Source organism: Caenispirillum bisanense (genome assembly GCF_900230255.1).
Classification (GTDB): Bacteria; Pseudomonadota; Alphaproteobacteria; order Rhodospirillales; family Rhodospirillaceae; genus Caenispirillum; species Caenispirillum bisanense_A.
This window is the reverse complement of record NZ_OCNJ01000003.1, coordinates 192,880-207,637: the sequence shown is the minus strand read 5'-3', so window position 1 is coordinate 207,637 and position 14,758 is coordinate 192,880. Positions and strand designations below refer to the sequence as shown.

Here is a 14,758-nt window from a genome sequence, read left to right as displayed (position 1 = left end):
GCCATGGCCCGGTCCAAGTCCAAGCCCATCTTCTGGGGCCTGTTCGCCGCCGGCGGCACCGTCGCCGCCTTCCTGGCGCCGGTGATGATCCTGCTGACCGGCTTTCTGCTGCCGCTCGGCGTGTTCGGTCCCGACGCCTTTTCGTACGAGCGCATGCACGCCTTCGCCGGCAACTGGTTCGGCAAGCTGGTGCTGTTCGGGGTGCTGACGCTGTTCCTGTGGCACTTCGGCCATCGCATGCGCGTCACGCTGCACGACCTCGGCATCCACAACAAGGGCCTCGCCGTGGTGGTGTGCTACGGCCTCGCCGCCATCGGCACCGTCTGGGCGCTGGTGACGCTGCTGAGCATCTGACGCGGCGGCGGGAGGCGCGGCCGGGCTCTCACGCCGGCTGCGCCTCGCCCACCAGTTGCAGCAGGGCGGTGCGCTTGGGCAGGCGCGTGAACTGCACGCGGCCGGAGAAGACCCGGCCCGTGTTGATGTTGCGCAGCGTCTCGATGCCCTTGCGGTCGAGCAGTCCTTCCAGGACGGTGCCCGGGCGCGGCTGATCCTCGCAGTCGGTGAGCAGGCTGCACGACCCCGCCTCCACCTCCACCAGCAGGATGCGGCGCCGCGCATTCACGGCGATCACGACTCCCAGCATTGCAGGCGTCCTCCGCGACCATGGGTCCACGGTCCAGCATCCCGCCGACCGCGCCGCGGGTCAATCTTGCCGGAAGCAAATAGATCGTCCGTCGGGGATCGCCCTCGACTTCCGTCAGGGCCGGCCGTCGGTGCCGTCGGTGCCACCCTGCCCGGCTGCCTCGGCCGCCGCCACGTAGGCGCGGTCGCGCTCCACATAGGCGACCAGCAGGATGGCGACGCCGGCGTAGAAGCCGTCGGGATCGTGGGTGGTGCAGGCGTCGCGGAAGGCGGGCAGCCAAGGCAGCAGGTGCGCATCGAGGAAGGCGCCCTGCTGGCGCCAGTTGCCCGTCAGGGCGGGGTCGTCGGGCGCGCAGCTCTCACCGCCGGCCTCGCGCCACACGGCCATCCCCTCGGCGACCAGTTGCGCCATGACGTCGAGCTGCACCGCCACATGATCCGGCGCGTCGGGCAGGCTGTCGCGCACGCCGAAGCCGGTGCGACGCAGCAGCGCCTTCATGAGGCTGATGGGATCACGCCGGCCGCCCTCGGCCGCCTCGGCGTCCTCCGGCACGTCGGCGACGCCGTCGTGCCAGGCCGAGGCGCGCGGCGGTGCCTTGCCGTCCTCGAACAGAGAGGCGAAATCGCGCGCCAGGGCCTTGGCGAGGGCCGCATCGTCGGCCTCGGCGTCCAGTGCCGCCTCCATGCGCGCCGCCCCCGCCTGCAGCGGCGGATCGGCGCGCAGGTTGTCGAGAACGGCCCGGCCGGGCCCGTTGCGGTAAGCGCGCAGCAGGACGGGATCGAGACGCGACGCGAGCAACCCGGCGAACCAGCGGTACAGCTCGGCACGGCGCAGGCAGTCCCCGGCGAAATCGGCGGCGGGAGCGGGCGTCTCGGTCATGGCGTCCCTCGCGGTCCTCGCCGGCCGCACCCCGGCGCACGGCGGCGCCGGGGTGGGATGCGGCGGATGTGGTGGGCGATGACGGGTTCGAACCGCCGACCCTCTCGGTGTAAACGAGATGCTCTACCAGCTGAGCTAATCGCCCGCAGCGACCGGCGCCACCGGCGTCGGTCTTTCGACGACGTGCGCGCCCTGCATCAAAGACGCGACGGCCGCCGTCTGTCAAGTATCGCCAAAACGAAAAATGCCGGTCTTCGGACCGGCATTTTCCAGTACTTGCACCGCCGGGCGATCAGCCGTTGACGGAGTCCTTCAGGCCCTTGCCAGCCTTGAACTTCGGCTGCTTGGAGGCCGGAATCTTGATGGTCTCGCCGGTGCGCGGGTTGCGGCCTTCGCTGGCGGCACGCTCGGCGACGGCGAAGGTGCCGAAGCCGACCAGGCGCACTTCGTCGCCCTTCTTCAGAGCATCGGTGATGGCATTGAAAACACCATCCACCGCCTTGCCGGCATCCGCCTTCGAGAGGCCGCTGGCGTCGGCGACGGCGGCAACGAGATCGTTCTTGTTCACTTGAGGGCCCCCTCTGCTAAAAGCAAAGACAAAAACTGGGTTCAATCAAAGGCAACGATGTCCGTTGATTTAACGGTGGGGAGTGTAAGGCGCGCCTTTCGCGTCCGTCAATCGGGAAACCGCGGTTTTCCCCCGTTTTTTGCGCCTTCCAGCCTGATATCCCAGCTTGACAAAGGGGCATTTCGGGTTCCGCCGGTAGTATGAGGTGCCAAATAGAGCAACTTTTAGACAATTGTCTGCTTCAAGTGACAGGCAAATAAGAAAGCGGCGCACCCTGCCGGATGCGCCGCTGCTTCTTAGAACCATAGGACGCTGCACTGCAGCATCAGATGGATATCGATCCGGGGATCAGTGGGTGATCACCGCGTCGCCGCCGTCGGCGGTCTTCGGCGCCGGCACGTCGTCGTCGCTGGGCTCCTGCCACTCGATGGGAGTCAGCTCCTTCACGAGGGAGTTGCTCAGCACTTCGTCGACGGTCGAGACCGGAATGATCTTCAGGCCGCGCTTCACGTTGTCCGGAATCTCGGCGAGATCCTTCTCGTTGTCGCGCGGGATGAGCACCCGCTTGATGCCGCCGCGCAGGGCCGCCAGCAGCTTCTCCTTGAGACCGCCGATGGGCAGCACGCGGCCGCGCAGGGTGATTTCGCCGGTCATGGCGACATCCTTGCGCACCGCCACGCCCGTCAGCGCCGAGACGATGGAGGTGCACATGGCGACGCCGGCCGACGGACCATCCTTGGGCGTCGCGCCTTCCGGCACGTGCACGTGGATGTCCCGCTTCTCGAAGGCCGTCGGCTTGATGCCGAAGCTGACCGACCGCGACCGCACGTAGGACCGCGCCGCCTGGATGGACTCCTTCATGACGTCGCCGAGCTGGCCCGTCAGCATGAAGTTGCCCTTGCCCGGCAGGGTGACGGCTTCGATGGACAGCAGTTCGCCGCCCACCTCGGTCCACGCCAGGCCGGTGGTCACGCCCACCAGATCCTCGCGCTCCGCCTCGCCATAGCGATACCGACGGACGCCGGCGTACTTTTCGAGGTTCCGGCGGGTGATCGCCACCTGCTTGATGTTCTTTTCCACCAGCGTCTTGGTCGACTTGCGGGCGAGGTTCGCCAGCTCGCGTTCCAGGTTGCGGACGCCGGCTTCCCGAGTGTAGTAGCGCACGAGGTCGCGCAGCGAGTCTTCGCTGATGGTGAACTCGGTCTTCTTCAGGCCGTGCGCTTCCATCTGCTTGGGGATCAGGTGGCGGCGCGCGATCTCGACCTTCTCGTCCTCGGTGTAGCCCGACAGGCGGATGATCTCCATGCGGTCCATCAGCGGCTGCGGCATGCGTAGCGTGTTGGCCGTGGTGACGAACATCACGTCCGACAGGTCATAGTCCACCTCGAGGTAGTGGTCGTTGAAGGTGGAGTTCTGCGCCGGGTCGAGCACCTCCAGCAGGGCCGACGACGGGTCGCCGCGCCAGTCGGCGCCCAGCTTGTCGATTTCGTCGAGCAGGAAGAAGGGATTGGACGTCTTCGCCTTCTTCATGCCCTGGATGATCTTGCCGGGCATGGAGCCGATGTAGGTGCGGCGGTGACCGCGGATCTCGCTTTCGTCGCGCACGCCGCCGAGCGACACGCGCACGAAGTTGCGGCCCGTCGCCTTGGCGATGGACTGGCCGAGCGAGGTCTTGCCGACGCCCGGCGGGCCGACGAGGCACAGGATCGGACCCTTGAGCTTCTTGGTGCGCTGCTGCACGGCCAAGTACTCGAGGATGCGCTCCTTCACCTTTTCCAGGCCGAAGTGGTCGTCGTCCAGCACCTTCTTGGCGCGCTTCAGGTCGTAGTTGACGCGCGTCTTGGTCTGCCAGGGGATCGACAGCAGCCAGTCCAGGTAGTTGCGCACCACCGTCGCTTCCGCCGACATGGGGCTCATGGAGCGCAGCTTCTTCAGCTCGCCCATGGCCTTTTCCTTGGCTTCCTTCGACAGCTTGGTCTTGTTGATGCGGTCCTCGATCTCCGAGGCCTCGTCGCGACCTTCCTCGCCCTCGCCGAGTTCCTTCTGAATGGCCTTCAGCTGCTCGTTCAGATAGTACTCGCGCTGGGTCTTCTCCATCTGCCGCTTGACGCGGTTGCGGATCTTCTTCTCGACCTGCAGGACGCCGATCTCGCTTTCCATGAAGCCGTAGACACGCTCCAGGCGATCGGAAATGGCAGTCGTTTCAAGCAGTTCCTGCTTGTCGGCGATCTTCAGCGCGAGGTGCGAGGCGACCGTGTCGGCCAGCTTCGCGGCGTCGTCGATCTGGTTGATCGACACCAGAACCTCGGGCGGGATCTTCTTGTTCAGCTTGATGTACTGCTCGAACTGGCCGACCACGGAGCGGGACAGCGCCTCGAGCTCCTGGTTGTCCTGGTGTTCGTCGTCGAGCAGTTCCACTTCCGCCTGGAAGAAGTCCTGGTTGTCGGTGTAGCGCAGGATGCGGGCGCGCTGGCCGCCTTCCACCAGGACCTTCACGGTGTCGTCCGGCAGCTTGAGCAGCTGCAGCACGGTCGACACGGTGCCGACGGTGTAGATGTCGTCCGGATCGGGGTTGTCCTGCCCGGCGTTCTTCTGCGCCACGAGCAGGATCTGCTTGTCCTCGGCCATGACGTCTTCGAGCGCCTTCACCGACTTTTCACGGCCGACGAACAGCGGCACGATCATGTGCGGGAAGACGACGATGTCACGCAACGGGAGGACAGGAAGGATGTCTCCGCGACTCTCCACGATGATGTCCCTCTTTTTTAGCTTGGCGGCCGTCTGACGCACCGCCAGGTTGATCGGCTTTGGCCCTGATATGGGAGGCTCCAAAGCGGACGGCCAGGGGTTGACACCCGGTGATATCGCGCGGCTTCGGACGCCGATCGGCCGGGTCGAGGTGGAAAGGGCGCCCTCAGGCGCCCGTCCCGACCTCCTCGGAGCGATCCGAGTAGATGTAGAGAGGTTTCGCCCGGGTTTCGGCGACCTCGCGGTTGACGACCACTTCCTCCACCCCTTCCATGCCGGGGAGGTCGAACATGGTCTCGAGCAGCATGCTTTCCATGATCGAGCGCAGGCCGCGGGCACCGGTCTTGCGGGCGATGGCCTTCTGGGCGATGGCCGTCAGCGCGTCGTCGGTGAGCGTGAGCTTGGTGCTCTCCATGTCGAACAGCTTCTGGTACTGCTTGACCAGGGCGTTCTTCGGCTTGGTCAGGATTTCGATGAGCGCGTCCTCGTCCAGGTCGTCGAGGGTGGCGATCACCGGCAGACGGCCGACGAATTCGGGGATCAGGCCGTACTTCAGCAGGTCTTCCGGCTCCACCTCGCGCAGGATCTCGCCGGTGCGGCGCTGCTCGGGGTCGCGCACGGTGGCGCCGAAGCCGATGGACGTGCCCTTGCCGCGGCCGGAGATGATCTTCTCGAGGCCCGCGAAGGCGCCGCCGCAGATGAACAGGATGTTGGTCGTGTCGACCTGCAGGAATTCCTGCTGCGGATGCTTGCGGCCGCCCTGCGGGGGCACGCTGGCGACCGTGCCTTCCATGATCTTCAGCAGGGCCTGCTGCACACCCTCGCCCGACACGTCGCGGGTGATGGACGGATTATCGGACTTCCGGCTGATCTTGTCGATCTCGTCGATGTAGACGATGCCGCGCTGCGCCCGCTCGACGTTGTAGTCGGCCGCCTGCAGCAGCTTCAGGATGATGTTCTCGACGTCCTCGCCCACGTAACCGGCTTCGGTCAGCGTGGTGGCGTCGGCCATGGTGAAGGGCACGTCGAGGATGCGGGCGAGGGTCTGGGCCAGCAACGTCTTGCCGCAGCCCGTCGGGCCGACCAGCAGGATGTTGGACTTGGCGATCTCGACCTCGTTCCCCTTGGCGCCGCCGTGCTGCAGTCGTTTGTAGTGGTTGTGCACCGCCACCGACAGCACGCGCTTGGCATGGCTCTGGCCGATCACGTAATCGTCCAGCACGGCCATGATGTCGCGGGGGGACGGAACGCCATCGCGGGAACGAACGAGATTGCTCTTGTTCTCCTCGCGGATGATGTCCATGCACAGTTCCACGCATTCATCGCAGATGAACACCGTCGGCCCGGCGATGAGCTTGCGCACCTCGTGCTGGCTCTTCCCGCAGAACGAGCAATACAGGGTGTTCTTGGATGAATCGCCGCCAGAGGACTTGGTCATCGTGTCTCCACTCCGTGCGCGGCCGGCACCGCCGGCGCGCCGTCATAAGTTTGCGGCCGGCCGGCCCGCTTCGCGCTCATGTTAGCCGGTCCTTCCGCCGCAGGACAATGCCTAAAAGCCTTTACGTCCGCCGGGACGTAACGGATCGGACATCGTTGCTGCAACATGGGGAGATGGCGCGGGGCCTGCAAGGCATGTGACGAAGGGGGGAGCGTCCTCGGCCGGACGTCCAGGCCTTCGCCTTTCGGCCAGGGCGAAAAACGACGGGGACGCAGCCCTGCGGCCGCGTCCCCGCCCCATCGGTCATGCAGGCGCCTCGTTACTTGGCGCCGTCGCCGCCTTCGCGCAGCTTCGTTTCCTCTTCGCGCGAGGTCACGACGGTGTCGATCAGGCCGAAGGCCTTGGCCTCTTCCGGCGTCATGAACTTGTCGCGCTCCATGGCGCGCTCGATCTCCTCGATCGGCTGGCCGGTGTGCTTGACGTAGAGCTTGTTCAGGCGGTCGCGGATCGACAGGATCTCGCGGGCGTGGATCTCGATGTCCGCCGCCTGGCCCTGGAAGCCGCCGGACGGCTGGTGGACCATGATCCGGCTGTTGGGCAGCGAGAAACGCTTGTCGGGCGCGCCGCCGGTCAGCAGCAGCGAGCCCATGGAGGCCGCCTGGCCGATCACCATGGTCGCCACGTCGCAGCGGATGTACTGCATCGTGTCGTACATGGCGAGGCCCGAGGTCACCACGCCGCCGGGCGAGTTGATGTAGAAGGCGATGTCCTTCGACGGATTGTCGGCCTCGAGGAACAGGAGCTGGGCGCAGATGAGCGCCGACACACCGTCCTGCACCGGGCCGGTGAGGAAGATGATGCGCTCCTTCAGCAGGCGCGAGTAGATGTCGTAGGACCGCTCGCCGCGGTTGGTCTGCTCGACCACCATCGGGACCAGGTAGTTGTTGTAGACGTCGATCGGATCACGTTCGCTCATCGGCTCCATCCATTCCTGTGGTCCCCCGATATGCGGGGCAGTCGATCGTCATGCAATGACATGACGCAAACATGCGATCGGGGCGGCGGCCGCAACAGCCACCGCCCCGACCGTCAGTACGAGGCGCGGGTGGAAGACGCGCGGACCATTCAGTCCGCGGCCTTCTCGGCGTCACCCTCGGCGGCGTCGCCTTCGGCCTTCTTGGCCTTCTTGGCGGCCTTCTTCTTCGCCGGCTTGTCGGCGGCGGCATCGTCGCCCTCGGCGTCGTCCTGCTTCATCAGCTCGTCGACGGAGACCGGCTTGTCCTCGACCTTGGCCTTCTCGATGATGAAGTCCACGACCTTGTCTTCATAGATCGGGGCGCGCAGCTGGTCGATGGCGCCGCGGTTCTGCATGAAGTAGCTGAACACGGCCTGTTCCTGGCCCGGGAAGCGCGCGGCTTCGGCCATGATGGCGCGGTTCAGGTCTTCCTGGGTGACCTGCACTTCGTTCTTCTGGCCGACCTCGGACAGCAGCAGACCCAGGCGCACGCGGCGCTCGGCCAGCTTGCGGTAGTCGGCCTTCAGCTCGTCGTCGGTCTTGCCTTCGTCCTCGGGGTCGAGCTGGCCCTGTTCCTTGGCCTGCTCCACCTGCTTCCAGATGCCGTCGAACTCCATGTCCACCATGGTCGGCGGAACCTCGAAGTCGTGGGCGTCGGACAGCTTGTCGAGCAGCTGGCGCTTGACCTTCTGGCGGCTCAGGTTGTCGTACTCGCGCTGGATCTGCTCGCGCACGGCGGTCTTGAGGGCCTCGAGGCTCTCCATGCCGACGGTCTTGGCCAGCTCGTCGTCGATCTCCGGCACCTTCGGCTCGCGGATCTCGTGGACGGTGACGTCGAAGGTGACTTCGGCGCCCTTGAGGTTCTCGGCCGGGTATTCCTCGGGGAAGGTGACGGTGATGGTCTTCTGGTCACCGGCCTTCAGGCCGACGACCTGATCCTCGAAGCCGGGGATGAAGGTGCCCGAGCCGAGCTCCAGCTCGTAGCCCTCGGCCTTGCCGCCGGGGAACTCCTCGCCGTCCTTCTTGCCGACGAAGTCGATGAGGACGGCATCGCCCTCCTTCGCCTTGCGGGTCTTGGAGGTGACGGCCTCGTTGGTCTTCTGGCTCTCGGCGATGCGCTTCAGCGCATCCTCGATCTCCTGGTCGGCGACGTCCGCCTTCGGGCGGGTCAGCTCGACGGTGGCGAAGTCGACCGGAGTGATCTCGGGCAGCACCTCGACCGAGATGGTGAACTCGAGGTCGGCGTCTTCCGAGAAGTTCTGCAGGTCGATCTTCGGCTGCATGGCCGGACGCAGGTTGTTCTCGGTGATGGCCTTCTCGGCGGCTTCCTGCACCGACTGCTCGACGACCTCGCCCAGGACGGACTGGCCGTAGCGCTTCTTCACCAGCGACAGCGGCACCTTGCCGGGCCGGAAGCCGGGCATCTTGACCTGGTTGGACAGTTCCTTGAGGCGCGCCTCGCTCTTGGCAGCGAGGTCGGCGGCCGGCACGACCACCTTGAAATCGCGCTTCAGGCCCTCGGCGTTGGTTTCGGTAACCTGCATCTAGAGTCTCTATCTCTCGTGTCAGTGATCGACTCGGTGGGCGAGCCACGGCGTTGCGCGGTTATAGCAGACACGCCCGCCGCCGCAACCGGGGCCGGCGAAAAAACCGACACAATGGCTCCCACCCGCCGGCCGGCGACGAGGGCCGGTGCGTGGATGGATCGGGATGGTGCGGCCGGAGGGACTCGAACCCACACACCTTGCGGCGCTGGAACCTAAATCCAGTGCGTCTACCAGTTCCGCCACGGCCGCGCCGGAAACCGGTCTTGTGCAACGGATGAGCCGCGCCGTCAAGAGACGCAGATGCGGGCACCGGCATTCCGATGAAACAGACTATGCACTTTTGTATATGCCATTGGCCCAGGCAACCCCCACAGCCCTTGTGTTCCGTGTTTGCAGGCCTTGGAAAATAGTATATGCAGAGGCCAATCAGCCGGCGCGGAGGGGGTATGTCCGCCAGGCGGGGGAAACGAAGAGCTTCATCGGAGAGTGGAGATGGCGGACGATCTGGATCGCGTCGGTCGTTTGGGCTTCCTGCAGATCGACGAGGAAACCCGAGGCCTTCTGCGGGAATTCCGTGGCATCCTGGCCGGCAACATCGATGCCGTGCTGGACGCCTTCTACGGCTACGTCCGGCAGACGCACGCCGTGGCCCGCCTGTTCGGCAGCGACGCCGGAATCCGCAACGCCCGCGACCAGCAGCGCAAGCACTGGCTGGACAACGTGTTCTCCGGCGAGTTCGGCGACGCCTATTTCCGGCAGGTCACCCTCATCGGCCGCACCCACGAGCGCGTCGGCCTGGAGCCGCGGTGGTACATCGCCGCCTATGCCTTCACGCTGAACAAGCTGGTGCAGCTGATCTACACCCACTACCGCAAGAAGCCGGAGCGCGCCGCCGCCATCATCCAGGCCGTCAACAAGGCGGTGTTCCTGGACATGGACGTCGCCATCTCCGTCTACATCCAGACTGCCCGCGAGACCGCCGCCCGCACCCTGAACGAGCACGCCAGCAAGTTCGAGAACGAGGTGCATGCCATGGTGGAGATCGTCGCCGCGGCGGCGACCGAACTCCAGTCCACCTCGCAGAACATGGCCGAGACGGCCGACCGCACCTCCAGCCAGTCGTCGCTGGTGGCCAACGCCGCCGATCAGGCGGCCGGCAACGTGCAGACCGTCGCCGCCGCCGCCGAGGAACTGCACGCCTCCATCTCGGAAATCAGCCGTCAGGTCGCCGAGAGCAACCGCATCTCGTCGGAAGCGGTGGAAGAGGCCGAGCGCACCAACCAGATGGTCAACGGCCTCGCCACCGCGGCGGGCAAGATTGGCGAAGTCGTGAAGCTCATCAACGACATCGCCAGCCAGACCAACCTGCTGGCGCTGAACGCCACCATCGAGGCGGCCCGTGCCGGTGACGCCGGCAAGGGATTCGCGGTCGTCGCCGGCGAGGTGAAGAACCTCGCCAACCAGACGGCGCGGGCGACGGAAGACATCGGCCGCCAGATCACCGAGGTGCAGAACGCGACGAAGAGTGCCGTCGGCGCCATCCAGGGCATCACCGGCACCATCGGCCGCATCAACGAGATCGCCGCCGCCATCGCCGCCGCCGTCGAACAGCAGGGCGCCGCGACGCAGGAAATCGCCCGCAACGTCCAGCAGGCCTCGTCGGGCACGAGCGAGGTGACCTCCAACATCTCGACCGTCACCGAAGCGGCCACCGAGACCGGCCACGCCGCCGGCGAGGTCCTCACGGCGGCGCGCGAGCTGTCCAACCAGTCGGAGCGCCTGAAGGCGCAGGTCGACAGCTTCCTGCACGACATCCGCAGCGCCGTCTGACGCGGCGACGCTCGGGTCGGGTCGGGTCGGGTCGGGTCGAAAACGAAAAGGGGCGGCCGCCGCGAGGCGCCGCCCCTTCGCCTTGCCCGCCCCGGTCCTAACTCGGCAGGCGGCCGATGATGCGGCCGGCGGTGATGACGGCCTGGGTGCGGCTGGTGACGCCGAGCTTGCGCAGGATGGCCGAGACGTGCGCCTTCACCGTGCTTTCGGCGATGTCGAGTTCGTAGGCGATCACCTTGTTGGACTTGCCGGCCACCAGCATCTCCAGCACCTTGCGCTGCTGGTGGGTGAGCGCGCCCAGTTGCTCCACCAGCGCCCGGTCGGCCGCCGACAGGCCGCCGCCGGTCTCCAGTTCCGCCTCCAGCTCGGGCGGCAGGTAGACGTCGCCGTCGAGCACGCGGCGCAGCGCCGCCGCCATCTCGCCCTTGGACAGGCTCTTGGGCAGGAAGCCAGAGGCGCCGAAGGTAAGCACCTGCCCCGCCGTCTCGGCGGTTTCGCTGGCCGAGACCACCACGATGGGCACCATGGGCACCTGGTTGCGCAGGGCGATGAGGCCGTTGAAGCCGTTCATGCCGGGCATGTTGAGGTCGAGCAGCACCAGTTCCAGCCCGTCGTCCTCGCACACCGCCGCCATGGCCTGCTCGAAGTCCTTGGCGAGCCGCACGGCGAAGTCGGCGAAGGCTTCCGTCACCACCTGGTGCAGGGCTTCGCGGAACAGCGGATGATCGTCGGCGATGAGAATGGCGGGCAGCGCCGTCGCGCCGCCGGTGCCGCCCCCCGCCGGCAGTGAAACGGACTCCGGATGGGCCATGCCGCGTCTTCTCCCTGCGCATCTTCGTTCGCCGGCCTGCTTGCGGGCCGTTGCCACACGACGATACAAGGCGCCGCGACCTGGGGTCGAGCCCGACTTTCGGATTATTTCAAGACTGCGACATCCTGGAAAACAAAAAAGAGGGGCGGCCTTGCGACCGCCCCGAGGCCCAGGTGAGGACGTCGAAAAGGAAGGATCAGGCGGACTTGGGCAGCTTGAAGACCCAGACCATGCCGCCCTGGTTGAGGTACTTCACGGCCTTGGCTACCTCGCCGCCCCACAGGGGCACGGCACCGCCCCAGCCGGAGACGACGGCCAGGTACTGCTCGCCGTCCTCTTCCCAGGTGACGGGGCTGGAGACGACGCCGGAGCCGGTCTGGAACTTCCACACCTCCTCGCCGGTCTTGGCGTCGAAGGCCTTGATGAAGCCTTCCGGCGTGCCGAAGAACACCAGGTTGCCGGCCGTCGAGAGCACGCCGCCCCACACGGGCGCCTTGTTCTTGTACTCCCACACGATCTCGCCGGTGGTCGGGTCGATGGCGCGCAGGGCGCCGATGTAGTCCTCGTGCAGCGGCTTGATGGTAAAGCCGGCGCCCAGGTAGGCGGCACCCTTCTTGTAGGTGACCGGCTCGTTCCAGATGTCCATGCACCATTCGTTGGCGGGCACGTAGAACAGCTTGGTGTCCGGGCTGTAGCCCATGGGCATCCAGTTCTTGCCGCCGAGGAAGGACGGGCAGGAGAACACGGCGCCGGCGTGCTGCTCCGGCGCGGTGGTGCCGGCCGCCGCGGGCTGCGCCGCCGCCTGCACCGGGTTGCCCGGGCGTCCTTCGGGGATGACGATGGGCCGGTTGGTCTTCAGGTCCCAGCCCTCGGCCCAGGTGATCTTGCTGACGAAGGGGGTGACGGACAGCGGCTTGCCGGTCTCGCGGTCGGCGACGAAGAAGAAGCCGTTGCGGTCGGCCTTGGCGCCGGCCTTCACGACCTTGCCGTCCTTCTCCATGTCGAAGGCGACGAACTCGTTCACGCCGTCGAAGTCCCAGCCGTCGTGCGGCGTGGTCTGCAGGTGCCACTTGATCTCGCCGGTGTCGGGATCGAGCGCCAGCGTCGACGACGAATACAGGTTGTCGCCCGGCCGCAGGTGGCTGTTCCACGGCGCCGGGTTGCCGGTGCCGTAGTAGATGAGGTTCGTCGCCGGGTCGTAGGTGCCGCCGTTCCAGGTGGCGCCGCCGCCGTACTGCCACATGTCGCCTTCCCAGGTGGCGTTGGTGGTGCCGGTGACGGTGGAGTCCTTGCCGTTCAGGGTGCCCATGTGGCCTTCGATGACCGGGCGCGACCAGATCAGCTCGCCGGTCTCGGCGTCGCGCGCCTCCACCTTGCCGACGACGCCGAACTCGCCGCCCGAAACGCCGGTGATGACCTTGCCCTTGACGATCATCGGCGCCGAGGTGAAGGAATACCCGGCCTTGTAGTCGCCCAGCTCCTTGCGCCACACGGTCTTGCCGGTCTTGGCGTCGAGCGCCACCAGCTTGGCGTCCAGCGTGCCGAAGTAGACCTTGTCGCCGTAGAGCGCGGCGCCGCGGTTGACCACGTCGCAGCACGGCATGATGCCGTCGGGCAGACGGGCCTCGTACTCCCACAGCTCTTCGCCGGTCTTGGTGTCGATGGCGTAGAGGCGCGAGTACGACGCGGTGACGTACATCACGCCGTCCTTGACCAGCGGCTGGCTCTCCTGGCCGCGCTGCTTCTCGCCACCGAAGGAGAAGGCCCACAGCGGCCGCAGCTCCTTCACGGTCTCGGTGTTGATCTTGTCGAGCGGGCTGTAGCGCTGCCCCTGCGGGCCGAGACCGTAGGACACCACGTCGCCGGTGGTGGCCTGGTCGTTCAGGATGTCCTCGTCGGTGACGCCCGCGGCCTGGACGGGCGCGGCCATCAGGGCGACGGCGAGCGCCACGCCGGCGCTGGCGGTGGTCAAGGAACGAACGAGTTGCTTCACCGCTTCCTCCCAATTCTTCGTGTTGACGGCCCGGCGCCCCATGACGCGGGCACGAACTTCCCCTTGCCTCGGAAGCCGAAAGACTTCCAAAGCATCTCTCCAAAGTTCCGATTTTCTTTATTTTACCTATTCTCCGACTGAGGCCGGAGCGCCGCAATTGTCAAAAAGTACTATGCTTGTGCGGCCCGAAGGCACGGTAGACGAAGCGCGTCCCGCCGGCCTGCGCTTCCTGCTCGGCCGTTTCGGCCATGGCGGCGTGATGGGGCGACAACTCGCAGGCCGGGTCCATGGCGGCGGCGTCGCCGGCCAGCGCCAGGGCCTGACAGCGGCAGCCGCCCCAGTCGATCTCCTTGCGGTCGCACGAGCGGCAGCCGGCCGGCATCCAGGCCTCGCCGCGATAGGCCTCGAAGGCGGCGCCGTGCAGCCAGATGTCGCGCAGGGGCCGCTGGCGCACCGTTTCGACCGGCAGATGGGGAATGGTCTCGGCGGCGTGGCAGGGCAGCACCTTGCCCGTCGGCGTCACGTTGAGGAACCGCCGCGCCCAGCCGCCCATGCAGGCCTTCGGCCGGCGGGCGTGGTAGTCGGGGATGACGTAGTCGATGACCATGCGGCCGCGGTATCGCTCCTGCCGCTCGCGCACCACCGGCGTCATGGCTGCCAGCTGCGCCTTGGACGGCATGAGGGCGGCGCGGTTGAGCAGCCCCCAGCCGTAGTACTGCACGTTGGCCACTTCCGCCCGCTCGCAGCCGAGGTCGAGCGCCATGTCGAGCATGGCACCGACGCGCGCCGCATTGTGACGGGTGATGACGAGGTTGGCGGTCAGGGCGAGGCCGGCCTCCTTCACCAGTCCCGCCACCGCCCGCTTCTTCGCCAGCGCCCCGGACCAGCCGCCGACGACGTCCACCCCGGCCGCGTCGGAGTCCTGGAAGGCCAGCTGCACGTGCTCCAGCCCCGCCGCCGCCAGCGCCCTCACCTTGCCTGCGTCCAGCAGCACGCCCGAGGTGATGAGGTTGGTGTAGAGCCCGAGGCCGGCGGCGTGCGCCACCAGTTCCGCCAGGTCCTGCCGCGCCGTAGGCTCGCCGCCGGAGAAATGCACCTGCATGACGCCGAGCGCCGCGGCCTGTTCCAGCACGTCCTTCCACTCGGCGGTGGTCAGTTCCGCCTGCGGGTCGTCGAGCGCCAGCGGGTTGGAGCAATAGGCGCAGCGCATGGGACAGCGGTGCGTCAGCTCGGCCAGCATGGCGACGGGCAGGTCGACGGCTGCGGTCGCTTCGGGCATCGGGGCT

Annotated in this window: 12 protein-coding genes and 2 tRNA genes; 2 read left to right on the top strand and 12 right to left on the bottom strand. The window is 66.8% G+C overall.

Annotation, left to right across the window (positions count from 1 at the left end; translation table 11 throughout):
- The first annotated feature begins 3 nt into the window (after positions 1–3).
- The gene (frdD, locus tag CRP50_RS08195) at positions 4–354 is read left to right on the top strand and encodes a fumarate reductase subunit FrdD (protein ID WP_097278531.1); all 351 of its coding nucleotides are present in this window, start codon (positions 4–6) and stop codon (positions 352–354) included.
- A 28-nt stretch (positions 355–382) separates the two neighbouring features.
- Here the strand turns inward: frdD and CRP50_RS08190 are convergent, their stop codons facing one another.
- From CRP50_RS08190 to CRP50_RS08150, 9 genes are all read right to left on the bottom strand, one after another.
- Positions 383–643 carry a hypothetical protein gene (locus CRP50_RS08190; RefSeq protein ID WP_097278530.1) on the bottom strand — a complete coding sequence of 87 codons (261 nt, stop codon included), beginning with the start codon at positions 641–643 and terminating at the stop codon, positions 383–385.
- A gap of 114 nt (positions 644–757) precedes the next feature.
- Positions 758–1,522, bottom strand: coding sequence for a molecular chaperone (locus CRP50_RS08185; protein ID WP_097278529.1), 765 nt, complete (start codon positions 1,520–1,522; stop codon positions 758–760).
- Positions 1,523–1,591: 69 nt separating this feature from the next.
- A tRNA-Val gene (locus CRP50_RS08180) sits at positions 1,592–1,667 on the bottom strand.
- A 147-nt stretch (positions 1,668–1,814) separates the two neighbouring features.
- Entirely contained in the window at positions 1,815–2,090 is a 276-nt protein-coding gene (locus tag CRP50_RS08175) for an HU family DNA-binding protein (RefSeq protein ID WP_097278527.1), read from the bottom strand.
- Between the two features lie 348 nt (positions 2,091–2,438).
- On the bottom strand, positions 2,439–4,775 hold the full coding sequence (lon, locus tag CRP50_RS08170; RefSeq protein ID WP_245913424.1) for an endopeptidase La: 2,337 nt from the start codon (positions 4,773–4,775) through the stop codon (positions 2,439–2,441).
- Between the two features lie 229 nt (positions 4,776–5,004).
- The gene (gene clpX / locus CRP50_RS08165; RefSeq protein ID WP_097278526.1) at positions 5,005–6,276 is read right to left on the bottom strand and encodes an ATP-dependent Clp protease ATP-binding subunit ClpX; all 1,272 of its coding nucleotides are present in this window, start codon (positions 6,274–6,276) and stop codon (positions 5,005–5,007) included.
- A 319-nt stretch (positions 6,277–6,595) separates the two neighbouring features.
- Entirely contained in the window at positions 6,596–7,252 is a 657-nt protein-coding gene (locus tag CRP50_RS08160; protein ID WP_097278524.1) for an ATP-dependent Clp protease proteolytic subunit, read from the bottom strand.
- A 149-nt stretch (positions 7,253–7,401) separates the two neighbouring features.
- A complete protein-coding gene (gene tig / locus CRP50_RS08155; protein ID WP_097278523.1) occupies positions 7,402–8,835 on the bottom strand; it encodes a trigger factor in 1,434 nt (477 codons plus the stop codon).
- A 167-nt stretch (positions 8,836–9,002) separates the two neighbouring features.
- Positions 9,003–9,087 (bottom strand) — tRNA-Leu (locus CRP50_RS08150).
- Positions 9,088–9,330: 243 nt separating this feature from the next.
- Between CRP50_RS08150 and CRP50_RS08145 the strand changes: the two genes are divergently transcribed.
- Positions 9,331–10,668, top strand: coding sequence for a globin-coupled sensor protein (locus CRP50_RS08145; protein WP_097278521.1), 1,338 nt, complete (start codon positions 9,331–9,333; stop codon positions 10,666–10,668).
- A 97-nt stretch (positions 10,669–10,765) separates the two neighbouring features.
- On the opposite strand, the gene CRP50_RS08140 is transcribed toward CRP50_RS08145, so the two are convergent.
- The 3 genes from CRP50_RS08140 to pqqE form a co-directional block, all read right to left on the bottom strand.
- A complete protein-coding gene (locus CRP50_RS08140) occupies positions 10,766–11,419 on the bottom strand; it encodes a response regulator transcription factor (RefSeq protein ID WP_097278954.1) in 654 nt (217 codons plus the stop codon).
- A 256-nt stretch (positions 11,420–11,675) separates the two neighbouring features.
- Positions 11,676–13,472 (bottom strand): PQQ-dependent methanol/ethanol family dehydrogenase, encoded by a 1,797-nt coding sequence (locus CRP50_RS08135; RefSeq protein ID WP_281257901.1) that lies wholly within the window; start codon positions 13,470–13,472, stop codon positions 11,676–11,678.
- A 160-nt stretch (positions 13,473–13,632) separates the two neighbouring features.
- Positions 13,633–14,751: a pyrroloquinoline quinone biosynthesis protein PqqE gene (pqqE, locus tag CRP50_RS08130; RefSeq protein WP_097278519.1), complete on the bottom strand. Its 1,119-nt coding sequence runs from the start codon at positions 14,749–14,751 to the stop codon at positions 13,633–13,635.
- Positions 14,752–14,758: the final 7 nt, after the last annotated feature.

Excerpts from the sequence above, each read along its gene's own strand:
- frdD (WP_097278531.1), top strand. The coding sequence starts at position 4 with ATGGCCCGGTCCAAGTCCAAGCCCATCTTCTGGGGCCTGTTCGCCGCC.
- CRP50_RS08190 (WP_097278530.1), bottom strand. The coding sequence starts at position 643 with ATGCTGGGAGTCGTGATCGCCGTGAATGCGCGGCGCCGCATCCTGCTG.
- CRP50_RS08185 (WP_097278529.1), bottom strand. The coding sequence starts at position 1,522 with ATGACCGAGACGCCCGCTCCCGCCGCCGATTTCGCCGGGGACTGCCTG.
- lon (WP_245913424.1), bottom strand. The coding sequence starts at position 4,775 with ATGATCGTGCCGCTGTTCGTCGGCCGTGAAAAGTCGGTGAAGGCGCTC.
- clpX (WP_097278526.1), bottom strand. The coding sequence starts at position 6,276 with ATGACCAAGTCCTCTGGCGGCGATTCATCCAAGAACACCCTGTATTGC.
- CRP50_RS08160 (WP_097278524.1), bottom strand. The coding sequence starts at position 7,252 with ATGAGCGAACGTGATCCGATCGACGTCTACAACAACTACCTGGTCCCG.
- tig (WP_097278523.1), bottom strand. The coding sequence starts at position 8,835 with ATGCAGGTTACCGAAACCAACGCCGAGGGCCTGAAGCGCGATTTCAAG.
- CRP50_RS08145 (WP_097278521.1), top strand. The coding sequence starts at position 9,331 with ATGGCGGACGATCTGGATCGCGTCGGTCGTTTGGGCTTCCTGCAGATC.
- pqqE (WP_097278519.1), bottom strand. The coding sequence starts at position 14,751 with ATGCCCGAAGCGACCGCAGCCGTCGACCTGCCCGTCGCCATGCTGGCC.